This window comes from Phenylobacterium sp. (assembly GCF_046590535.1).
GTDB lineage: Bacteria > Pseudomonadota > Alphaproteobacteria > Caulobacterales > Caulobacteraceae > Phenylobacterium.
Map to the genome: position 1 here is coordinate 1 of NZ_JBKJTG010000179.1, position 20,482 is coordinate 20,482.

Consider the following 20,482-nt stretch of genomic DNA (forward strand, 5'->3'; position numbering starts at 1 on the left):
GAGCGGATGGGCGCGCGCGGCTGGACCGCGCCGAAATGGCCGGCCGAATACGGCGGCGGCGGGCTGAGCCGCGAGCAGGCCAAGGTGCTGGCGTCCGAGTTGCGCCGCATCGACGCCCAGATGGCGCTGTCGAGCTTCGGCGTCTGGATGCTGGGCCCGGCGCTGCTGCAGTTCGGCACCGAGGAGCAGAAGAAACGCTTCCTGCCCGAGATCGTGCGCGGCGAGATCCGCTGGTGCCAGGGCTATTCCGAGCCGGGCGCCGGATCGGACCTGGGAGGCCTGCAGACCCGGGGCGAGGACAAGGGCGACCACTGGCTGGTGAACGGCTCGAAGATCTGGACCAGCGGCGCCCAGCACGCCGACTGGTGCTTCTGCCTGGTGCGCACCGACAACACCAAGAAGCACGAGGGCATTTCCTTCCTGCTGATCGACATGAAGACGCCGGGGATCGAGGCTCGGCCGATCCGGCTGATCGCCGGCAACTCGCCGTTCTGCGAGACCTTCTTCACCGATGTGAAGGTGCCCAAGGAGAACCTGGTGGGGCCGCTGAACGGCGGCTGGACCATCGCCAAGCGGCTTCTGCAGTTCGAACGCAACGGCATGGGCAACCGCCAGAACGGCCCTGCGCCGGCGGCGGTGCATGAGATCGCCAAGAACTATGTGGGCGTCGACGAGACTGGCCGGCTCAGCGACCGCGACCTACGCGCCCGCATCGTCGAGCACGAGATGGAGACCCGGCTGGTGCAGCAGACCACCCGGCGCGCCGCGTCGGAGGCGCGCTCCAACCAGGGGCCGTCGGCCGCCACCTCGATCATGAAGAACGCCTCGATGAAGGTGGGCCAGGACAGGCTGGAATTGATGCTCGAAGTGATGGGCTCACAGGGCCTGGGCTGGGAGGGCGAAGGCTTCCAGGCGGAAGAACTGACCGCCGTTCGAAACTGGCTGTCGTCCAAGGCCTTCTCGATCTTCGGCGGCAGCGCCGAAATCCAGAACAACATTATCTCCAAGCGCATCCTGGGGCTCCCGGAGCTGACCCAGTCGCGCTAGGACGATCACATATTTTGAAGGAGCGATTTTCAGATGGCTGATTTTGGCGGCGGCGACCTCGAAGACTTCCGCGCGGAAGCGCGCGGGTGGCTGGAAGCGAATTTTCCCAAGTCCCTGAAAGGGGCGCAGAACCCGATGATGCGCGAGGAGCGCGACGCGCCCTCAGCCGACCAGGAAGCCTGGCGCAAGGCCGTGGGCGAGAAGGGTTGGGGCGTACCCACCTGGCCCTCCCAGTACGGCGGCGGCGGCCTGGCAGGCCCCGAAGCCCGCGTCCTGCAGCAGGAGATGAACCGCGCAGGCGCCTACAACCCCATCGGCGGCATGGGCGTGATGATGTTCGGCCCGACGCTGCTTGAGTACGGCAACGAGGCCCAGAAGCAGCAGCACATCCCGTCCATCGTGAAGGGCGACATCCAGTGGTGCCAGGGCTTCAGCGAGCCGGGCGCCGGATCGGACCTGGCCTCCCTGCAGACCAAGTGCGAGGACAAGGGTGACCACTACCTGGTGAACGGCCAGAAGATCTGGACCAGCGGCGCGCAGTTCGCCGACTGGTGCTTCTGCCTGGTGCGCACCGACACGTCCAAGAAGCACGAGGGCATCTCCTTCGTGCTGTTCGACATGAAGACCCCCGGCGTGGAAGTCCGTCCGATCCAGCTGATCAGCGGCAATTCCCCGTTCTGCGAGACCTTCCTGACCGACGTGAAGGTCGAGAAGGATCAGCTGGTCGGGCCGCTGAATGGCGGCTGGTCGATCGCCAAGCGGCTCCTGCAGCACGAGCGCTCGGGCCTTTCGGGCGCCGGCGGCGGCGGGCGGATGGGCGCAGGCTCGATCACCAAGCTCGCCAAGGACTATGTGGGCGTCGACGAGACCGGCCGGATTTCCGACCGCGACCTGCGCGCGCGCATCATCCAGACCGAGATGGAGGGCCGAGCGTTCCAGCAGACCGCCATCCGCGCGATGCTGGAATCCAAGGGCAACTCCGGGCCCTCGGCGGCCACCTCGATCATGAAGAACGCCGGCACGCGGGTGATGCAGGACCGCGCCGAACTGACCCTGGAGATCATGGGCCACCAGGGCCTGGGCTGGGAGGGCGACGACTTCACGGCCGACGAACTGGGCGCCGTGCGCATGTGGTTGGGCGGCAAGGCCGTGACCATCTATGGCGGCAGCCAGGAAGTGCAGAGCAACATCATCTCCAAGCGCATCCTGGGCCTGCCGGACCTGACGCAGAGCAAGTGACCGCCGCTTTTTCAAACCCATTTTGAACGAACAGATTTTCGAGGAAAGACAACGATATGGCCGTTCTGAACGAAGAACAGAGCATGCTGCGCGACGCGGCCAAGAGCTGGGTCCAGGAAAAGAGCCCGGTGACCGCCTTCCGCAAGATGCGCGATAGCGGCGCGGACCTGGGCTACGACGCCGCCGCCTGGAACGAGATGGCCGAGATGGGCTGGGCCGGCGTGATCGTGCCGGAAGAGTACGGCGGCTCGGCCTTCGGCTATCTCTCCATGGGCCTGATCCTGGAGGAGACCGGCCGCACGCTCACCGCCTCGCCGCTGCTGGCCTCGGCGCTGGGTGCGGCCTCGGCCCTGATGCTGGGGGGCACGGAGGCGCAGAAGCAGGCGTGGCTCACCAAGATCGCCGCGGGCGAGATCGTCGCGGCCCTGGCCGTCGACGAGGGCGCCCACCACGCGCCGGAAAAGACCGCGCTGGCGGCGACCAAGTCCGGCGCCGGCTACACGCTCTCGGGTGATAAGGCCTTCGTGCTGGAGGGCATGGCCGCCGACCTGCTGGTGGTCTCGGCGCGGACCTCCGGCAAGCCCGGCGACACCAAGGGGATCACCCTCTTTCTCGTCCCGTCCGACGCCAAGGGCGTGACCCGCAAGCGCCTGGCCCTGGCCGACAACCGCGGCGCGGCCAACATCAGCTTCGACAAGGTCGAGGTGGGCGCCGACGGCGTGCTGGGGGAGGCCGAGGCCGGCTGGGAGCTCCTGGAGAAGACCCTCGACCGGGCCCGCGCCGGCGTCGCCGCCGAGATGCTGGGTTCCGCCGTCCAGGCCTTCGAGACCACTCTGGACTACCTGAAGGTCCGCGTGCAGTTCGGCCAGGTGATCGGCTCTTTCCAGGCCCTGCAGCACCGCGCGGCCAAGATGTTCACCGACCTGGAACTGGCGCGCTCGGCCGTGGAAGCAGCCCTCGCCGCCATCGACAACGACACCCCCGACGTGCCGGAACTGGTCAGCCTGGCCAAAGCCAAGATGGGCGACACCTTCCACCTGGTGTCCAACGAGATGGTCCAGATGCACGGCGGCATCGGCATGACCGACGCCCATGACGCGGGCTTCTACCTGAAGCGCGCCCGCGCCTGCGAAGCCGCCTTCGGCAACCAGGCCTACCACCGCGACCGCTATGCCCGCATCCAGGGCTACTGAGGGGCGGACCGCGTCCGCGCGGCCCGGGCGATGTGACGAGCACCGCCGGTGTCGCCGCCGGCGGGGTTTTCTGTTGATCGCGCGCCTTACGTCTTCTCGTCGGGGACCAGCGCGTAGAAGCCGCTGATGCGCAGGCGCACGACCACGGGCGTGGGGCCGCGGTTCTCGAAATACCATCCGTGGATGCCTTCGAAGGGCGCGGTCAGCACACCGGCGTGCGTCGTCCCCTCGGCCTTCTTGTAGAAGGTCACCGTATCGCCGGTGTGGCCGTGGAACTCGTGCCAGAACACACCGCCCGCGCCCTGCGCCTCCCAGGCGTAGGTCAGCGTGTCACCAGCCTTCATCTGCAGCTTGTATTCGAGCTTGTCGCCGCCGCCGGCCTGGTTGGCCGGCGCCACCAGGACGTCGACCGTGTCGCTGCGGTAGGCGCCGGCAGCGTCGCGAGCCGCGCCGGGCGACTCGACTTCCTTGTACTTGCTGGGCGGGGCGGCAGCCGGCGGGGCCGCCACGGCAGGCGGCGTGGGAGACGCGGCTATTTCGGCGTCGGGAGAGCAGGCCGCGGCGAGGGCCAGGACGGCCAATCCCAGGCAGTTCGGATGCATGATATCCTCTGGCCCCACATGGAGCGTCTTTGGGCGATCAGACCGCCTCGGACCGCAGGCTGCAAGGGCCTGCAGCAAACGGCCAAGCGCGATGTCGATGGTTTTGTGCTGGCGGCGCCGAAGGCCAATATCGAGGCCTACAAGGAAGTGGCCCGCAAGGCCGGCGAAGTGTCGACGAAATTCGGCGCACTGTCCTACGTGGAATGCGTCGGCGATGACGTGCCGATGGGCGAACTCACGTCCTTCCCCCGCGCGGTGCAGGCCAGAGACGGCGAGGTCGTGGTGTTCTCCTGGATCGCCTATGAGAGCCGCGCGGCGCGCGACGCTATCAACGCCAAGGTGATGGCCGACCCACGCCTCAAGCCCGATGCTGAGACCATGCCCTGCGACGGTAAGCGGATGATCTACGGCGGGTTCGAAAGCTTTCTTGCGCTGTAGCGCGTCGTCTAGAAAGTGGCCTGCAGGCTGAGGCGGAATGCGCGCGACTCAATGGGGTGGAAGTGGATGTCGTCGACCCCCTCCGCCGGCTCGCCGGGTAGGCGCGAGGTGTAGAAGTAGTCGATTGCCGAGGCGTCCTCGTCGGTGAGGTTGAAACCCTCCAGCTCCACGCGCAGCCGAGGGTTGATCCGGTAGCCGACGCGGCCGTTGAGGGTGGCGGTGGACTCAGAGCGGACGCTGTTGTCCTCAATGAGCGGACGCGGGCCGAAGTAGCGCAGTTGCAGGGCCCCGAACCAGGGCCCCAGATTGTCCACCGAGGCGGCAGCCGAGGCGACCCCCTCCACCGCGCCGGGGATCCGATCGCCGCCCGGGTGGGAGCCGCGGAATCGCGCGCGGGCGAAGGCGATGTCGGCGTCGAGGGTCAGCCAGTTGGTGGGCTTGTAGTAATTTGAAAGCTCGAACCCGACGCGGCGGCTGGCGCGCCCGGCGTTGGTGGTTCCGGCGTCGCCGGCGAAGGTCAGCTCGGAATCGAACTCCAGGCCGTAGACCGAGAGCGTGGTCTGCAGGCGGGGGATGAACTCGCTGCGCACGCCCGCCTCCAGCCCCTTGGAGCGGACCAGGGGCGGCACGGGGTCCGCTGGGTCGCCGCTCTTGGGATCGACCGCTATGGTCGTGCCGCGGGCGTCGTTGCTGTGGAATCCGGCGCCGGCGTTCAAGTAGGCCTCGGTCCTCGACCAGGGCCCGAAGATCAGGCCGAGGCTGGGGCTGAGGATGCTGTCGTCGCGCTCGCCGGAGTTGGGGGCGAAGTCGCTGCGCACCTTGAAGCGGTAGTGGTCAGCCCGCAGGCCCGCGACGGTCCGGAAGCTGTCCGTCCAGCGGGTGGCGTTAGAGACGAACACCGCGCCGCTGGTCTCGACGATATGGTCCCTGCGCGTGGTCGACAGCACCTGCCGGGCGCGGGTGTTGTTCAGCGCGTTGAAGATGTTGTCGTTCTGAACCTGGACGCCGAACGTGGTCTCCCAGGGCCGGGCGAACAGTTCGCGTCGCCACGCATACTTGGCGTTGAGACCCGACGTGACCCGATGGTCCGGCTGGCTGAATTGGTCGCCGTTCACCGGGTCGTCGAGGAAGTAGGTGAAGTTGGAATAGAGGTCGAGGCGCCAGTCGATCAGATAGGCGTTCATCGAGAACGATCCTGCCTCGGTGTCGCGCCGCCAGGCGCCCGAGAGGCTGTAGCGGTGCGCCTCGCCGCCGTCGGTGGGATCGATGGAGCTGAAGCGGTCCAAGGCGCCCGCCGCCACCGCCCGCAGCGGGATCTGGTCGGTGGCGTTCCAGCTGGCGTCGTAGCCCATCAAGGTGACGTTGAAGCGGCCGCCCGCCAGGTCCGCGCTGTAGCGCAGCACGCCGTTGGCCTTGGCGTAGTCGTCGCCTCGGGTGAACGGTCCGTCGTTGTGGAACAGCTCCAGCGCATAGAGCAGATCGCCCCGGCCCGCCTGGAAGGAGTCGACCACCAGCGCGCGGCGATAGCCGTTCTCCCCAAGGCCCAGGCTGAGCAGCCCCGCGGGCACGGTGTCGACGTAGCGGACCGAAACCGCGCCCGCCGAGGCGAAGTCGCCCTCCTCCGCCGAATAGGGCCCCTTGCGGTAGTCCAGGCCGGCGGTGAGTTCGGGGATCAGGAAGTTGACGTCGGTCCAACCCTGGCCGTGGCCGTGGCTGCGCTGGTTGACGATCATGCCGTCCACGGTGGTACGCAGGTCCGTCCCGTGGTCGAGGTTGAAGCCCCGCAGGTAGAACTGGTTGGCCTTGCCCTCGCCGCTGTGCTGGCTGACGATCAGGCCGGGGGTCACCTCAAGCAGTTCGCCGGGCCGGTAGACCGTCCGCGCCTCGAGTTGCTGCAGGGTGACCACGCCTTCGTTGGCGGTCTGCGCGACCCCCAGGCGGCTGGTCCGGGAACCGGGCACCGTCACGCCAGAAACCTCATTCGCGGCGGTGACGACGGGATCGTCGGCCTCCGCCGCGCGGGCCTGGAGCGGCGGCGACAGGAGAGCGAAGGCCGCAAGGCAGGGCGCCAGGACAGGTCGCGTCATGTTCGGGTTCCGAGGGGCTGCCATACGCCTACGCCCATCCGGCCGCCGCCCGAACCGTATGAACAATAGACGGTACGTTCTTACGACGACCCTGGATCACAGGCGTCGCCACGTTTCTTGCCGCGCCGCTTGCGGCCTCTATTGTTGGGGCGCGAGGAGGCGCCCATGCAGCGCGTGACGATTTCCCTGGACGAGAGCCTGGCCGAGGCGTTCGACGCCCTGTCAGGGGAGCAGGGCTACACAAGCCGGTCCGAGGCGGTCCGCGACCTGGTCCGCAAGGCCATTGAGGCGCGCAGGGTCGAGCACGCGGACGGCGTCTGCGTGGCCAACCTGTCCTATGTCTACGACCACCACGTCCGCGCCCTGGCCCAGCGGCTGATCGACATCGGCCACCGCCATCACGACCTGATAATCGCCACCACCCACGTGCACCTTGACCACGACCACTGCCTGGAAAGCGTGCTGCTGAAGGGGCCGGTCGGCGCCGTCCGCGCGCTGGCCGACGCCGTGCGCGCCGAGCGGGGCGTGCGGTTCGGCGAACTCAACCTGGTCAGCGTCAGCCCCAACGACGACCACACCGCCCCGCACGACCATCGGCACGGCGCGCACGCGCACCTGACCCCGGGCCGCGGATAGGCCCCAGCGCACCCGCTTCGCCGCCAAAAGTTGGCGGCCGTTTGCCATTCAGGCCGGCGCCGACTCGCGGCCATCGCGGGCTGTGAGATCGGCGACGCAGGCCTCGAACTCCGCCGCCGTCTCGGCGATCACCTGGGCCACCGGCTTAACCCTGTCGATCCGGCCGGCGACCTGACCCGAGAGGGCGATGGAGGCCTCCATGTCGCCGCCGAAGTAGAGATCGAGCGCATGGCGGAACTCGCTCATGGGCACCTGAACGATGGGGTACTTCACGCCCAGGAGTTCGGTCATGCGGTTCTTCATGGTGTCCCTCCGGCTGCGGTCAGCATCGGACGGCTTACGCAGCGGAACCAAGCCCTCGCCCGCTTGGAGGTTCTGGCTGGACCACCGTGGTGGCCGACGGGCTTTCGCCGCAGCCATGAGAAACTCCTACAGCCCCAGCCGCGCCGCCGCCTCGTCGCCGATGGCGAGCGACGAGGTGAGGCCGGGGCTTTCGATGCCGAACAGGGCGACGAGGCCGGGCAGGCCATGGACGTCGTGGCCGTCGATGCGGAAGTCGCCCTGCGGCTCGCCTGGGCCATGCAGCTTGGGCCGGATGCCGGCGTAGTCGGGGGTCAGCGCGCCGTCGGGCAGGCCCGGCCAGAACTTGCGGATGTAGCGGTAGAAGCCGTCGGCGGCGTTCGGGTCGACGCTGTAGTCCAGGTCATCCACGAAGCTGAGATCGGGGCCGAACACCGCCTGGCCGCCCAGGTCGCGGCGGTAATGGGTGCCGAGCGCGCCGGGGATCGGCGGCGGATAGATCAGCCGCGCGAAGGGCGCCTTGCCCTGCAGGCGGAAGTAGACGCCCTTGCCGTAGTGCAGCTCCGGGATGGAGTCGGCTGGGAAGCCCTCGATGAGGCCGGCGACGCCTTGGGCCGAGAGGCCGGGCGCGGTCAGCAGGTAGCGGCAGGTGAGCTCGGTGGGCGCTTCGCCGCCGGCGCGCACGGTGAAGCCGCCGCCGTCGAGGGGCCTGGCGCCCTCAAAAGGCGTGGACAGCACCACCGCCCCGCCCGCGGCCTCGATCTCCCCCTGCAGGGCCAGCATGTAGCCGTGGCTGTCGAAGACGCCGCTCTGCGGCGAGACCAGGGCCGCCTCGCACTTGAGCTCCGGCTCCAGGGCGAACGCCTCCGCCTTGGAGAGCCGGGCCATGCCCTCGACGCCGTTGGTCTCGGCCTGTTCGAGGATGGCGTCGAGGCGCTCGACCTCGGCAGGCGTGGTGGCCACCACCCACTTGCCGCACTTGTCGTAGTCGATGTGGTGGGCGTCCAGCCAGGGGTAGAGGGCGCGCCGGCCAGCGACGCAGAGCCGGGCCTTGAGCGAGCCGGTGGCGTAGTAGAGCCCACCGTGGATCACCTCGGAATTGCGGGACGAGACGCCCTGGCCGATGGCCGCCTCGCGCTCCAGCACCGCCACCGTCAGGCCGCGCCTAGCCAGGGCATAGCCGCAGGCCAGGCCCACGGCGCCTGCGCCCACCACCACAGCATCGAAATCGAAGTCCGCCATGCCCGAGGCCTAACGCGTCAGGCTTGGGTTGGAAACCGCCGGGAGCGGGGGCGTCGGCTTTCGCCCCCGCCGCCGGTCAGCTAGGCTGGCGGAAAGACGGGGGAAGATGATGCGCAGGATGGTCTCGACCGCGGCGTTCGGCGCCGCATTGCTGCTGGTCGGTTGCGCGACACCGCAGGCCCCGGCGCCCACGGCAGAGCGGCCGGCGGCGGGCGCGTCGATCCTCACCTGGACGCCGGCGCAGCAGGCTTGGGGCTATCGCAATATCGAGAAAATCCTGACCGTCCGCACCATCGCGCGAGGGACCCGGGTGCATCCCCTGCCCCGCGCGGGCCGGCAGATCGAACCCACCTTCACCCACGCCGGGCGCACCTGGACGGTCGACGACTACATGGCGGCCTACAAGGTCTCCGGCGTGCTGGTGCTGAAGGACGGCAAGATCCTACTGGAGCGCTATGGGCTGGGGCGCGGGCCGACGGAGCGCTGGACCTCGTTTTCGGTAGCCAAGTCGGTGACCTCGACCCTGGTGGGCGCGGCGATCCAGGACGGCTACATCAAGGGCCTGGAGGACGTGGTCACCAACTACATCCCCGAACTGAGGGGGTCCGGCTACGACGGCGTCACCGTGCGCCAGCTCCTGATGATGAGCTCGGGCGTAAAGTGGAACGAGGACTACACCGACCCCAACTCCGACGTGGCCCGCGCCGGCGGCGCGATCCTGGAGGCCGGCGTCAATCCGATCGTCAGCTACATGCGGCGGCTGCCCCGGGGCAACCCGCCGGGGACCAAGTTCACCTACAACACCGGCGAGACCGACCTGGTGGGCATACTGGTCTCCAACGCGGTGGGCAAACCCATCTCGCAGTACGCCTCCGAGAAGCTCTGGAAGCCGTACGGCATGGAACGCGACGCCATCTGGATGGTGGATCCAGCCGGCCATGAGCGGGGCGGCTGCTGCATCTCCATGACCCTTCGGGACTATGGCCGGGTGGGCCAGTTCATCCTGGACGGCGGCCGGGCTGCCGGCCGCGCGGTGCTGCCGCCGGGCTGGACCACCGAGGCCACCAAGGTGCAGATCGGCAACGGCCAGCCGGCCCCGGCCGGCTACGGCTATTTCTGGTGGATCCGCCCCAACGGCAGCTACGAAGCCTCGGGCATCTTCGGCCAGTCGATCACCACCTTCCCGGAAGATCGGCTGATCGTGGTGATGAACTCGGCCTGGCCGCAGGCGACGGGCCGCGAGCTGAGCATGGCGCGCACGGCCTTCGTCGAAGCTGTGCGCACGGCGGCGCGGTGACCGGCGATGCGTGAGATCTTCTACCAACTGCCCCTGTGGGTGAGCGCCATCGTGGTGCTGGGCCTGACGGTGGGCGTCTGCGTCGGCGGCCACCTGGGGGTGCGCGCGCTGATCCCCCACCGGGCGTCAGAGGAGGTCACCTCGCTGGCCACCGCGGTGATGGGCGTGGTCTCGGCGTTCATCGGGATCATGCTGGCCTTCGCCGCGGTGCAGGTCTGGCAGGACTATCTGGTGGCCGACGAGGCGGTGGCCCGAGAGGCGGCGGTGACCGCCGAGCTCTACCGCGACTTGACCACCTATGGCCCCGAGACGATCCCGGCGCGGGCGGCGGTGAAGACCTATGTGGTGGCCGTGCTCGACGACGAGTGGCCGCGGCTGGCCAAGGGTGAGGCCAGTCCCCGCGCCATCGCCGCGCTCGACGGCATGTTCGCGGTGATGGGGACGATCCAACCCCGCACCCCGCGCGACACGGTGATCTATGGCGAAGTGTTCAAGAAGCTGAACGAGGTGGTCGACCACCGCCGCAGCCGGCTGATCGCCAGCCGGGCGGAACTGCCGGTGCTGTTCTGGCTGGTGGTGATCGCCGGTTCGGCGATCATCGTGAGCTATACTTTCGTCTATCCGGCCAACTGGGCGAACGAGCTGATCATCGCCGGCCTGGCCGTGTCGCTGGGCCTGATCTTCCTGTTCATCCTGGCGGTGGATCACCCGTTCTCCGGGACTTACAGCGTCGACGCCCGGGAGTTACGCGACCTGCTGCCGCTGTTCGAGCGATTGTCGGAGGGACTGTAGCCCGGGCGCTCGCGCATTATTGTTCATGTTTTGTTCTTGACAGACCAGGGCGGCCTTGAGAGACTGCGAGGGTGGCGACAGTCGCGTCCGTGTGGCGTGCGCGGCGTCGTATCGGCGCTGTCATAACAGGAGGGAAATTTGAGCGGCTCCTATGCAAGGGGCGATCAGCCCCGATCCGTGGCCGATCCGGACGCAGCGGCCTATGCCGAGATGATCGCGCGCCAGCGGCGCCTGAACGCGCTGCAGGCGGCGGCCGATGAGCAAAGGGCGACGGCGGCGCGGGCGCCGGAACCGCCGAGCGGGGCGGTCCGGGAAAAGGACTATTGGCGCACCCATCCCGGCATCGCGGAATCGTTCGTCCCTGTCTGGGGATCGGCGCGAGAAGGGATCGCGGATGCCTATGAGCGCGACGTCATCGGAGCCCTGGGGAATGGTGTTTTGGCCCTATCCGACTTCGTGCCGGGGAGTTTCTTCGTCAAGGGACTGGCGAAGGGCGGCCTGAAGCTGGGTGGTTCGCATACTTGGAGCGCGACCCGAAAGTGGATGGGCAAGCGGGGAACGCTCGACGCCGGCCAGCACGGTCACCATGGGATGATTCCGCAGGGCGGGTGGGGACGGCACGTGCCTGACTGGTTCAAGAACCAGCCGCCCAACATCACCGCCATGCCGAGCCCGGAAGTTCATGGGCGCATCCACGGGCGGTACGCGAAAAAACCTCAGTACGATCTAATCCAGCGCTATTGGCGCGGGACGCCTGACGGGGCCAAGTCGGCGCTGGCATTGTTGGCGAGCCGCTCAGCCACGGCAGCCGATTCGAGCGGTGAGCGGCAATGACAGCTATTGAGGCCGCGCAGATCCTGGTGGTGAGCCTACTGGTGGTCGCGCTGTTCTTGACGTTTCCCCTTCTGGTGTTGGTCGTTTGGATCGTCCCTGCGTTTCTTCTGCACAAACTGTGGAACCGTATCAGGGGGAATCCTCGCGCGCCGTCGGCGAGCGCCGAGTCCAGAAGGGCGGCGGGGCGCGTGCGCGCCCGCATGACGCGGATGGCCCAGCCGACGTTGCTGCTGACGCCTTCCAAGGGCGCTGTTTTTTCAAAGCTTGGGGGCGACCCTGAACTGCCGGCGTCGTTGCCGTGGCCCCTGGGTGAGAAGGCGCCGCGCGCGTTCCTGGCGCAGATCGACCTGGCGGCGGCCAGCGCCGCCGGCGCCCCGGACTGGCTTCCCACCGGCGGCCGCCTCTATGTCTTCCACGACGATCAGCGATATGGCTTCGCGGACCTCGTTCGGGTGCTCCACAGCGATGAGGCGCCCGGAGCACCCCGCCCGCCACCGCCAGATCTGCCCGCCAAGCAGCGGTTCCTCGAGCGCAGGGCGGACTTCAAGAAATTTACGTCCGTCCCAAGCTTGGACTGGCTGGGCGTCGACGTGGGGGACCTGGATGACGACGCGGTCTGGGATGAACTCTCCGACCTTCATGACGCGCCCTTCGGGGACGAGCTGCAGCATCGGATCGGCGGCTACCCGAGCGAGATCCAGAATGCTTCTTTGGCGGTCGAATGCGAGTATCTCCGGCGGGGGATTGAGCCGGATTGGAGCGCGCCCGTGCCACCCGCCATCGCGCGGGCGTCCAGGCAATGGCGCCTGTTGGTGCAGATTGATTCCGATGCTGCGCTGAAGATGGCCTGGGGCGACAGCGGGCGGCTTTATGTGTTCATCCGTGAGGCGGACGCGCGGGCCGGCGACTTCTCGCGGACCGTGGCGCTGAGCCAGTGGTGCTAAGCTTCGACCGGCTCTCGCGCGGCGACCTTGTCCCACTGGGTCCACAAGAGCCGCTCCTGCGCCTTGGCCGGTCCCACGGAGGCTTCCTTGATGTGGCCGAAGCCGCGGATCTGCTGCGGAATGGCGGCGATCTGGACGGCAAGGTCGAGGCGTGCGGGGGTCAGGCCTGACACCAGCCGGGCGACCGCGGCCTGGTAGTCGGCGATCAGGCCGCGCTCCATTTTCCGCTCGTCGGTGTAGCCGAAGATGTCCAGCGGCGTGCCGCGCAGCCCTTTCATGCGGGCCATCAGCGGGAAGGCCAGGTCCAGCATCCAGCCGCCAAAGGCGATCTTCTGCGGCTTGCCGTCGGGACCCTTGCGGGCCACCAGCGGCGGGGCCAGCCAGACCTTGGTCTTGCCACCAGTGAACGTGCCGTTGCGATAGGCCCGGAACCGGCCGTCGGTGTAGAGGCGGGCGACCTCGTACTCGTCCTTGTAGGCCATCAGCTTGTAGAGGTTGACGGCCACGGCGCGGGTCAGGGCGTCGGAGCCCAGGGGTTGCTCGGCGGCGGCGATGGTCTTGACCTGTTCCAGATAGCGGCGGGCGTAGGCCTCGTTCTGATAGGCGCGCAGTTCGCCGGCCCGGTGCACGATCAGGTCGTCAAGGGGCATGGTCTCCGGCGTTGGCACGTCGTCTTCGCGCAGGCCGCGGCTGCCGGGATCGTGGGCGGCCTTGCGGCCCAGCTCGAAGGCCTGGAGGTTGGCGTCGGCCTCCACGCCGTTCAGCCGGATGGCCCGGTAGAGGGCGCGGCTGGAGATCGGGATGACGCCCTTCTGCCAGGCGAAGCCCAGCATGATCATGTTGGCGTAGATGCCGTCGCCCAGGTTGTTGACCGCCAGGTTCTGGGCAGGCGCGGCGTCATAGGACTTCACCGCCGCGGCGATCCGGCGCGAGGTGGCGTCGGCGTCGAAGCGCACGTCGCGGTCGGTGACGAAGTCGGCGGTGGGGGCGAAGTCGGCGTTGCCCACGGCCACCGTGCGGTCCTTGGCGTAGAGCGACAGCGCGTCGGCGCCGGCGGCCACCAGCAGATCGCAGGCGATCACCACATGGGCGCTGGCGGCGGGCACCCGACCGCCGACCACGGCGTCCTCGGTCTCGCCGATGCGGACATGGCTGAACACCGCCCCGCCCTTTTGCGCCAGGCCGGTCATGTCGACCACGGAGGCGGCGCGGCCGTCCACGTGAGCGGCCATGCCCAGGATCGAGGCGACGGTGGTGACGCCAGAGCCGCCCACGCCGGTGAAGACGATGTTGCGAACCCCGGTGAGGATCTCGAACTGCGGCAGCGGGGTGGAGTCCGCCGTAAGCGCCGGCATGGTCTCCTTGTGCGGATTCTCTGCCCCTTCCAGGGTGATGAACGAGGGGCAGAAGCCGTCGACGCAGGAATAATCCTGGTTGCAGGTGGACTGGTTGATCTTCCGCTTGCGGCCGAACTCGGTGTTGAGCGGCTCAACCGAGACGCAGTTGGAGGTGCGCGAGCAGTCGCCGCAGCCTTCGCAGACCAGCGGGTTGATCATCACCCGCTTGGGGGCCACCGCCATCTTGCCGCGCTTGCGGCGGCGGCGCTTCTCGGTGGCGCAGACCTGGTCGTAGATCAGGACGCTGACGCCGGGGGTGTCGCGCAGGGTGCGCTGCACGGCCATCAGCTCGGATCGCGGTTTCACCTCAACACCGGCGGCCAGATCGCTGACGCCCTGGTAACGCTCGGGCTCGGCGGCCACCACCACGACGGTCTTGACGCCTTCCGAGGCGAGCTGGCGGGTGATCTGCGGGACGGTGAACCCGCTCTCGGCCGCCTGGCCGCCGGTCATGGCCACGGCGTCGTTGAACAGCAGCTTGTAGGTCATGTTGGCGCCCGCCGCCACGGCGGCGCGAACAGCCAGCGAGCCCGAGTGGTTGTAGGTGCCGTCGCCCAGATTGACGAAGACGTGCTTCTCGTCGGTGAACGGCGAGGCGCCGACCCAGGACAGCCCCTCGCCGCCCATGTGGCTGTTGAGGTCGGTGGACGGGTCGTTGAAGCTGGCCATGTAGTGGCAGCCGATGCCGGCAAGGGCGCGGGAGCCCTCCGGCAGGCGGGTCGAGGTGTTGTGCGGGCAGCCAGAGCAGAAAAACGGCTTCCTCTGCTGGTCCGAAGACAGGGTCACGGCGGCCATGGAGGCGGCGGACACCCGCGCCAGGTAGTCGTGCACGCGCTCCATGTGCGGGCCGGGGGGCAGGCGGTCGGCGATGGCCAGCGCCACCTCGGCCACCGACAGCGAATTCAGCTGCGAGAGCAGCGGATGGCCGTGTTCGTCGGTCTTGCCGATGATCCTGGGCCTGGCGTGGGCCGGCAGGTCGTAGAGCACGGCTCGGGCCTGGGTCTCGATCAGCGGGCGCTTGTGCTCGATGACCATCAGGGTCTCGAGACCGGCGGCGAAGGCGCGGATGCCGGTGGGCTCCAAGGGCCAGGGCATACCGACCTTGTAGATCGCCACGCCCAGGTCGGCGGCCTGGCCTGGGCTGATGCCCATGGCGGCGAAGGCCTCGATGACGTCCTTGTAGGCCTGGCCCTGGCAGGCGATGCCCAGGCGCGGACGCGACGCGCCCTGCATCACCCGGTCGATGCGGTTGGCCCGGGCGAAGGCCAGGGCGGCGGGGATCTTCAGGGTGCGGAGCCGGCGCTCCTTGTCCAGGGGTTGGTCCTTCAGCCGGATGCCGAGACCGCCGGCCGGGATGCGGAAGTTGTCCGGGGTGACGATCCGGTGGCGGTCGATGCCGATGTCGATGGTGACGCCCGAATCCATGGTGTCGGCCAGGGCGATCAGTCCGACCCACAGGCCGGAGAAGCGCGACATGGCGTAGCCCATCAGGCCGTAATCCAGCACCTCCTGCACGTCGGAGGGCGACAACACCGGCATCTCGAAGTCCTGGAAGGCGTATTCGGACTGCGACGGCAGGGTCGAGGACTTGCAAGCGTGGTCGTCGCCGGCCACCGCCAGCACGCCGCCCTTGGGGAAGACCCCGGCGAAGTTGGCGTGCTTGAAGGCGTCGCCGGTGCGGTCGACGCCGGGCGCCTTGCCGTACCACATGCCGAACACGCCGTCGTAGCGGGCGCCGGGGAAAAGGTTGGCCTGCTGGCTGCCCCAGACGGCGGTGGCGGCGAGGTCCTCGTTGAGGCCTTCCTTGAACACCACCTCGGCGGCGGCGAGGTGCTTTTTCGCCCGCCCGGCCTGCTGGTCGAGGCCGCCCAGGGGCGAGCCGCGGTAGCCGGAGACAAAGCCTGCGGTGTTCAGTCCGGCGGCGCGATCCAGCCGGTGCTGGTCCATGAGAACGCGCAGCAACGCCTGCACGCCGGTGATGAAGACGCGGCCCTCGGTGAGCACAAACTTGTCGTCAAGCGTCACATCCAGGCGCCGCATCGCAATTTCTTTCCTTCCGGGCCTCCCACGGAGATTGGAAGATCATATAAGATCACGGGTATTGCTTGCCAAAAGCGTGCCCCCTGGTTCGAGTTCTGGGGCAAGAACGACGCGCGTGAGCGCCAGCAGAGGGTGGAAAACTTGTCTGAGGTCCTCGACGCCGTCGATGCCAAGATCCTGGATCTGATCCAGCACGACGCCGGCCTGTCAGTCGCCGAGATCGCCGAGCGGGTGGGGTTGTCCTCCAGCCCCTGCTGGCGGCGGATCAAGCGGCTGGAGGATGCGGGCGTCATCCAGCGCCGGGTGACCATCCTGGACCGCGAGAAACTGGGCCTGAATTTCGAGGTCTACTGCACCGTCAAGCTCAGCCTGCCTACCAAGGACAACCTGGACGCCTTCGAGACGGCGATCTCCAAGCTGGCGGAGGTGGTGCAATGCGCCACGGTCACCGGGGCGGCGGACTACGAGCTGCGCATCGTCACCCGCGACATGCACGCCTTCGACAACTTCCTGCGCGAACGGATTCTGTCCCTTGGCCTGGTGTCCAACATCGAAAGCCGGATCGTCATCCGCTCGGTGAAACACACCACCGCCGCCCCCTTGGGGCTGGTGAGCCCTTACGTGAGTGCGCAAAGCTAGGAGTCCTTCCTCCCCTGTTTACGTGAAGGGGGACAGCGCCGCAGGCATGGTGGAAGGGCGGCCGCAGGCTCCGAGCCTAGTCTCGCTGCCTGCACCATGCCCTCTTCGGGGCATGCGTGGAAGGACCGCCTCGAACAGGCCAAGGCCGACTGGCAGGCCGGGCGGATGAAGCTGCCCGACGCCGACGACGCCGAATTCATCCCCCTGCCGACGACCAACTCCGGCCGCCGATCCGATGAGCTGAGGGACGCTCCGGCCCATGATCCTGTAGACAGGCGCCATGACCGTCAGCGTCTTCGACCTCTTCAAGCTGGGGATCGGCCCGTCCAGCTCGCACACCATGGGCCCGATGACCGCCGCCGTGCGGTTCCTGCAGCACCTGGGGCCGGCGCTTTCCCGGGTCGTCCGGGTGGAGGTGGCGCTCTATGCGTCACTGGCGCTCACCGGCCGCGGGCATGCCACCGACCGGGCGGTTATCCTGGGCCTGGCGGGATTTTCGCCCAGCAAGCTCGACCCCGACGAGGCCGACCGGGTGGTGGGCGAGGTGCGCGCCGCCAGGCGCCTGAGCCTGGGCGGCGCGCACGAGATCGCCTTCGACGAGACCACCGACCTGAAGTGGGAGGGCCGCACGCGGCTGCCGCAGCATCCCAACGCCCTGAAGTTCACCGCATTCGACGCCGGCGACGAGGCGGTGGCCGAGCGGATCTACTTCTCCATCGGCGGCGGCTTCGTCCGCGACCAGGACGAGATGGGCCTAAACACCCGCGACGAACCGGGGCCGCCGACCCCCTATCCGTTCGATTCCGGCGTCGAGTTGCTTGAACAGGCCACCGCCGCCGACCTGACCATCGCCGGCCTGGTGCGCGCCAACGAGGAGGCCATGCGGCCCCGCCAGGCGTTGGACGACGGCCTCGATGCGATCATCGCGGCCATGTACGCCTGCATCGAGCGCGGCATGCGCACGGACGGCATCCTGCCCGGCGGGCTGAAGGTGCAGCGCCGCGCCTACCAGGTGCACCAGAGCCTGATGGCCAACGCCGACCGCAGCATCGCCGACCCCCTGGCGGCGCTGGACTGGGTGAACCTGTGGGCGCTGGCGGTGAACGAGGAGAACGCGGCGGGCGGGCGGGTGGTCACCGCGCCCACCAATGGCGCGGCTGGCCTGCTTCCGGCGGTGCTGCGGTTCTACGACCGGTTCCACCAAGGAACGGCGGAGGGACGGCGCAACTTCCTGCTCACCGCCGCGGCCATCGGCGCACTCTACAAGAAGAACGCCTCGATCTCCGGCGCCGAGGTGGGGTGCCAGGGCGAGGTGGGCGTCGCCTGCTCCATGGCCGCAGCCGGGATCGCCGCGGCGCTCGGCGCCTCGAACGCCCAGATCGAGAACGCCGCCGAGATCGCCATGGAGCATAACCTGGGCCTCACCTGCGACCCCATCGGCGGGCTGGTGCAGATCCCCTGCATCGAGCGCAACGCCATGGGGGCGGTGAAGGCCATCGACGCCGCCCGGCTGGCGCTGCTGGGCGACGGCCAGCACTCGGTGAGCCTGGACAAGGTGATCGCCACCATGAAGCGCACCGGCGAGGACATGAGCGCGATCTACAAGGAAACCTCCCTGGGCGGCCTAGCCGTCAACCTGGCGGAATGCTGAGGCGATAATGATCTGGCTGGTGGACCACTTCGGCTGGGTGATGGGCGTAGCGGGCCTGCTCACCATGACCATGGCCAGCGCGGTCCTGGCCCCTGACCGGACGCTGCGCAGCATGTTCGGCGAAGCGGTGGAGGGACCAGCGGCGCGGCTGCTGATCCGCAACTGGGGCGTTCTGGTGACCCTCTCCGGGGCGCTGCTGGTCTATGGAGCGATCCATCCGGAGGCCCGGCGCTTCGCTCTGATCCTGGCTATGGTGGGCAAGACCGCCTTCATCGGCCTCGTCCTGGCCCACGGGCCGCGCTACCTGCGGACCACTGGCTTGTTCCTGGTGGTCGACGCCGTCTTCGTGGCGCTCTTCGCGACCTATCTCCTGGCGAGCGTTTAGGTCGAAGACACCTGCGTCAGGTTTGTCGGATCACAGCCGCCCGGCCCGTCGTTCCAGCAATAGAACTGACGCAAGCAAGGGAGATGCTCGATGCGCGTACTGGTCTTAGTGAAACCCTACGAAGCCGCGCCCGGCGCCATGCCGAACGCCGAAGACGTGGCGGTGATGGGCAAGTTCAACGACGAGCTGATCGCCGCTGGCGTGATGGTGGACGGCGCCGGCCTGCACCCCATCGCCAAGGGCGCGCGCCTGAGCTTTTCGGCGAACAGGCCCACGGTCCTGGACGGCCCCTTCGCCGAGACCAAGGAGGTCATCGGCGGTTACTGGATCTGGAAGGTGGACAGCCTGCAGGACGCCATTGACTGGGCCAGGCGCGCGCCCATGGGTGAGGCCGACCTGGAGCTGCGGCCCTTCATGGAGCCGGAGGACTTCGAGGGCATCGCGACGCGGGAAATGATCGACGAAGAGAAGCGCTGGCGCGAGGACCAGCTGGCAAAGGCCCCCAAGGCGGGGTGATCTATTCCCGCAGCGCCTTGCGGGTCTGCTCCCAGTACTGGGCGCCGGTGATCAGGGTGACGATGGCGGCCACCCAGAACAGGGCGTGGGCGGCGAGCGCGAACCAGGAGCGGATCGCCGCCTCCTCCGACAGGCTAAAGGCGCCCCAGGCGGCCACGATCAGTTCCATGGCCAGCGCCGTGAGCTGCAGGGTGGTCTTCCACTTGGCGAGCAGGGTGACCGGCAGCTTGACGCCCCGGCCGGCGCCCACTTCGCGCAGGGCGCTGACGGTGAATTCGCGGAACAGGATCAGGCCGGCGGGCAGCAGCACCATCGGCTGGGGGCCGAGTGCCATGAGGCCGAGGATGCCGCCGCAGACCAGCACCTTGTCGCCGATGGGGTCGAGGATGGCGCCCCAGACGCTGGTGGCGTTCATCCGCCGGGCCAGCCAGCCGTCGAAGAAGTCGGTCACCGCGGCGACCACGAAGGCGTAGACCGCCCAGCGCTGCAGGGCGAACTGCTGCATGGGCTCCAGCCGCTCGGAGACATAGGGCACGCCGCCCGCCGCGGCGGCCAGCGCCAGGAACATGAACAGCGCCAGAACCAGGCGCATCGAGGTCAGGATATTGGGGAGGGATTTCATCTGTCGACCCAGCGTGCGGGGTGAAGCTTCGTTGCGCCTACCCTATCCTCTCCTCGTCGGCGAGGAGAGCGGTTTCAGGCCTTGCGGAAGAAGTCGTAGACTCGCTGGGCCAGGGGGGCGCTGACCCCATCGACCTTCAACAGGTCATCGACGGAGGCGCGGGCGACGCCGCGGGCCGAGCCGAAGGCGTGCAGCAGGGCGCGCTTGCGGCCAGGGCCCACCCCGTCGATCTCGTCGAGCGGGTTCTTTTTCATCTCCAGGGTGCGCCGGGTGCGGTGGCTGCCGATGGCGAAGCGGTGGGCCTCATCGCGCAGACGCTGGAGGTAGTAGAGCACTGGCGACTTGGGCTCGAGCATGAAGGGGACCTTCCCCGGCATGAAGAACCGCTCCAGCCCGGCGTCGCGGTCGGGCCCCTTGGCGACGCCCACCACCGGGATGTCGTCGACGCCGAGGTCGGCCATCACCTCCATCACCGCCGAGATCTGGCCCATGCCGCCGTCGATCAGCACGAGGTCGGGGCGGCCGAAGCCGGAGCTGCCGGGGTCGTCGCCGGACTCCTCTTCCTTCACCAGGCGGGCGAA

General features: G+C 68.4%; 20 protein-coding genes and 1 pseudogene. 14 read left to right on the forward strand and 7 right to left on the reverse strand.

Features of this window, described 5'->3' with window-relative positions; all coding sequences use genetic code 11:
- The 3 genes from ACLL81_RS10610 to ACLL81_RS10620 all read left to right on the forward strand — a co-directional run.
- Nucleotides 1-1,047, forward strand: a 1,047-nt coding sequence (locus ACLL81_RS10610) for an acyl-CoA dehydrogenase family protein (RefSeq protein WP_411288313.1), incomplete at its 5' end; no start/stop codon positions are given.
- 33 nt (nt 1,048-1,080) lie between these two features.
- Entirely contained in the window at nt 1,081-2,286 is a 1,206-nt protein-coding gene (locus ACLL81_RS10615; protein ID WP_411288314.1) for an acyl-CoA dehydrogenase family protein, read from the forward strand.
- 56 nt (nt 2,287-2,342) lie between these two features.
- A complete protein-coding gene (locus ACLL81_RS10620; protein ID WP_411288315.1) occupies nt 2,343-3,479 on the forward strand; it encodes an acyl-CoA dehydrogenase family protein in 1,137 nt (378 codons plus the stop codon).
- Nucleotides 3,480-3,565: 86 nt separating this feature from the next.
- Here the strand turns inward: ACLL81_RS10620 and ACLL81_RS10625 are convergent, their stop codons facing one another.
- A complete protein-coding gene (locus ACLL81_RS10625) occupies nt 3,566-4,081 on the reverse strand; it encodes a hypothetical protein (protein ID WP_411288316.1) in 516 nt (171 codons plus the stop codon).
- An 18-nt stretch (nt 4,082-4,099) separates the two neighbouring features.
- Between ACLL81_RS10625 and ACLL81_RS10630 the strand changes: the two genes are divergently transcribed.
- A complete protein-coding gene (locus ACLL81_RS10630) occupies nt 4,100-4,519 on the forward strand; it encodes a DUF1428 domain-containing protein (protein ID WP_411288317.1) in 420 nt (139 codons plus the stop codon).
- An 8-nt stretch (nt 4,520-4,527) separates the two neighbouring features.
- On the opposite strand, the gene ACLL81_RS10635 is transcribed toward ACLL81_RS10630, so the two are convergent.
- The gene (locus ACLL81_RS10635; RefSeq protein ID WP_411288318.1) at nt 4,528-6,606 is read right to left on the reverse strand and encodes a TonB-dependent receptor; all 2,079 of its coding nucleotides are present in this window, start codon (nt 6,604-6,606) and stop codon (nt 4,528-4,530) included.
- Between the two features lie 165 nt (nt 6,607-6,771).
- On the opposite strand from ACLL81_RS10635, the gene nikR reads away from it, so the two are divergent.
- Nucleotides 6,772-7,242, forward strand: coding sequence for a nickel-responsive transcriptional regulator NikR (gene nikR, locus ACLL81_RS10640; RefSeq protein WP_411288319.1), 471 nt, complete (start codon nt 6,772-6,774; stop codon nt 7,240-7,242).
- 48 nt (nt 7,243-7,290) lie between these two features.
- Here nikR and ACLL81_RS10645 read toward each other — a convergent pair whose 3' ends face one another.
- Both ACLL81_RS10645 and ACLL81_RS10650 read right to left on the reverse strand, forming a co-directional pair.
- Nucleotides 7,291-7,545 (reverse strand): hypothetical protein, encoded by a 255-nt coding sequence (locus tag ACLL81_RS10645; RefSeq protein ID WP_411288320.1) that lies wholly within the window; start codon nt 7,543-7,545, stop codon nt 7,291-7,293.
- Between the two features lie 126 nt (nt 7,546-7,671).
- A complete protein-coding gene (locus tag ACLL81_RS10650; protein WP_411288321.1) occupies nt 7,672-8,784 on the reverse strand; it encodes an NAD(P)/FAD-dependent oxidoreductase in 1,113 nt (370 codons plus the stop codon).
- Nucleotides 8,785-8,890: 106 nt separating this feature from the next.
- On the opposite strand from ACLL81_RS10650, the gene ACLL81_RS10655 reads away from it, so the two are divergent.
- The 4 genes from ACLL81_RS10655 to ACLL81_RS10670 all read left to right on the forward strand — a co-directional run bounded on the left by ACLL81_RS10655 (nt 8,891) and on the right by ACLL81_RS10670 (nt 12,651).
- Nucleotides 8,891-10,081, forward strand: coding sequence for a serine hydrolase domain-containing protein (locus ACLL81_RS10655; protein ID WP_411288322.1), 1,191 nt, complete (start codon nt 8,891-8,893; stop codon nt 10,079-10,081).
- Between the two features lie 6 nt (nt 10,082-10,087).
- Nucleotides 10,088-10,873 carry a hypothetical protein gene (locus ACLL81_RS10660; RefSeq protein ID WP_411288323.1) on the forward strand — a complete coding sequence of 262 codons (786 nt, stop codon included), beginning with the start codon at nt 10,088-10,090 and terminating at the stop codon, nt 10,871-10,873.
- A 177-nt stretch (nt 10,874-11,050) separates the two neighbouring features.
- Nucleotides 11,051-11,707: a hypothetical protein gene (locus ACLL81_RS10665; protein ID WP_411288324.1), complete on the forward strand. Its 657-nt coding sequence runs from the start codon at nt 11,051-11,053 to the stop codon at nt 11,705-11,707.
- Nucleotides 11,704-12,651 carry a DUF1963 domain-containing protein gene (locus tag ACLL81_RS10670; protein ID WP_411288325.1) on the forward strand — a complete coding sequence of 316 codons (948 nt, stop codon included), beginning with the start codon at nt 11,704-11,706 and terminating at the stop codon, nt 12,649-12,651. Before ACLL81_RS10665 ends, ACLL81_RS10670 begins: the two co-directional genes overlap by 4 nt.
- Here the strand turns inward: ACLL81_RS10670 and ACLL81_RS10675 are convergent.
- Nucleotides 12,648-16,088 carry an indolepyruvate ferredoxin oxidoreductase family protein gene (locus tag ACLL81_RS10675; protein WP_411288326.1) on the reverse strand — a complete coding sequence of 1,147 codons (3,441 nt, stop codon included), beginning with the start codon at nt 16,086-16,088 and terminating at the stop codon, nt 12,648-12,650. The genes ACLL81_RS10670 and ACLL81_RS10675 overlap by 4 nt on opposite strands.
- Before the next feature lie 141 nt (nt 16,089-16,229).
- Between ACLL81_RS10675 and ACLL81_RS10680 the strand changes: the two genes are divergently transcribed.
- From ACLL81_RS10680 to ACLL81_RS10700, 5 genes and pseudogenes are all read left to right on the forward strand, one after another.
- Complete coding sequence (locus ACLL81_RS10680; protein ID WP_411288327.1) at nt 16,230-16,727, forward strand: Lrp/AsnC family transcriptional regulator; 498 nt, start codon at nt 16,230-16,232, stop codon at nt 16,725-16,727.
- A 120-nt stretch (nt 16,728-16,847) separates the two neighbouring features.
- Nucleotides 16,848-16,971, forward strand: a pseudogene (locus ACLL81_RS10685) (hypothetical protein); the annotation flags it as partial.
- A gap of 36 nt (nt 16,972-17,007) precedes the next feature.
- Entirely contained in the window at nt 17,008-18,378 is a 1,371-nt protein-coding gene (locus tag ACLL81_RS10690; protein ID WP_411288328.1) for an L-serine ammonia-lyase, read from the forward strand.
- Between the two features lie 7 nt (nt 18,379-18,385).
- Nucleotides 18,386-18,763, forward strand: a complete 378-nt coding sequence (locus tag ACLL81_RS10695; RefSeq protein ID WP_411288329.1) for a hypothetical protein — start codon at nt 18,386-18,388, stop codon at nt 18,761-18,763.
- A gap of 90 nt (nt 18,764-18,853) precedes the next feature.
- Nucleotides 18,854-19,279: a YciI family protein gene (locus ACLL81_RS10700; RefSeq protein ID WP_411288330.1), complete on the forward strand. Its 426-nt coding sequence runs from the start codon at nt 18,854-18,856 to the stop codon at nt 19,277-19,279.
- A 1-nt stretch (nt 19,280) separates the two neighbouring features.
- On the opposite strand, the gene pgsA is transcribed toward ACLL81_RS10700, so the two are convergent.
- Nucleotides 19,281-19,901 carry a CDP-diacylglycerol--glycerol-3-phosphate 3-phosphatidyltransferase gene (gene pgsA, locus ACLL81_RS10705; RefSeq protein WP_411288331.1) on the reverse strand — a complete coding sequence of 207 codons (621 nt, stop codon included), beginning with the start codon at nt 19,899-19,901 and terminating at the stop codon, nt 19,281-19,283.
- Nucleotides 19,902-19,975: 74 nt separating this feature from the next.
- A partial coding sequence (locus ACLL81_RS10710) for a helix-hairpin-helix domain-containing protein (RefSeq protein WP_411288332.1) occupies nt 19,976-20,482 on the reverse strand: 507 nt, incomplete at its 5' end.

Coding starts and splice junctions, on each gene's coding strand:
- ACLL81_RS10615 (WP_411288314.1), top strand. CDS start 1,081: ATGGCTGATTTTGGCGGCGGCGACCTCGAAGACTTCCGCGCGGAAGCG.
- ACLL81_RS10620 (WP_411288315.1), top strand. CDS start 2,343: ATGGCCGTTCTGAACGAAGAACAGAGCATGCTGCGCGACGCGGCCAAG.
- ACLL81_RS10625 (WP_411288316.1), bottom strand. CDS start 4,081: ATGCATCCGAACTGCCTGGGATTGGCCGTCCTGGCCCTCGCCGCGGCC.
- ACLL81_RS10630 (WP_411288317.1), top strand. CDS start 4,100: ATGGAGCGTCTTTGGGCGATCAGACCGCCTCGGACCGCAGGCTGCAAG.
- ACLL81_RS10635 (WP_411288318.1), bottom strand. CDS start 6,606: ATGACGCGACCTGTCCTGGCGCCCTGCCTTGCGGCCTTCGCTCTCCTG.
- nikR (WP_411288319.1), top strand. CDS start 6,772: ATGCAGCGCGTGACGATTTCCCTGGACGAGAGCCTGGCCGAGGCGTTC.
- ACLL81_RS10645 (WP_411288320.1), bottom strand. CDS start 7,545: ATGAAGAACCGCATGACCGAACTCCTGGGCGTGAAGTACCCCATCGTT.
- ACLL81_RS10650 (WP_411288321.1), bottom strand. CDS start 8,784: ATGGCGGACTTCGATTTCGATGCTGTGGTGGTGGGCGCAGGCGCCGTG.
- ACLL81_RS10655 (WP_411288322.1), top strand. CDS start 8,891: ATGATGCGCAGGATGGTCTCGACCGCGGCGTTCGGCGCCGCATTGCTG.
- ACLL81_RS10660 (WP_411288323.1), top strand. CDS start 10,088: ATGCGTGAGATCTTCTACCAACTGCCCCTGTGGGTGAGCGCCATCGTG.
- ACLL81_RS10670 (WP_411288325.1), top strand. CDS start 11,704: ATGACAGCTATTGAGGCCGCGCAGATCCTGGTGGTGAGCCTACTGGTG.
- ACLL81_RS10675 (WP_411288326.1), bottom strand. CDS start 16,088: ATGCGGCGCCTGGATGTGACGCTTGACGACAAGTTTGTGCTCACCGAG.
- ACLL81_RS10690 (WP_411288328.1), top strand. CDS start 17,008: ATGACCGTCAGCGTCTTCGACCTCTTCAAGCTGGGGATCGGCCCGTCC.
- ACLL81_RS10695 (WP_411288329.1), top strand. CDS start 18,386: ATGATCTGGCTGGTGGACCACTTCGGCTGGGTGATGGGCGTAGCGGGC.
- ACLL81_RS10700 (WP_411288330.1), top strand. CDS start 18,854: ATGCGCGTACTGGTCTTAGTGAAACCCTACGAAGCCGCGCCCGGCGCC.
- pgsA (WP_411288331.1), bottom strand. CDS start 19,901: ATGAAATCCCTCCCCAATATCCTGACCTCGATGCGCCTGGTTCTGGCG.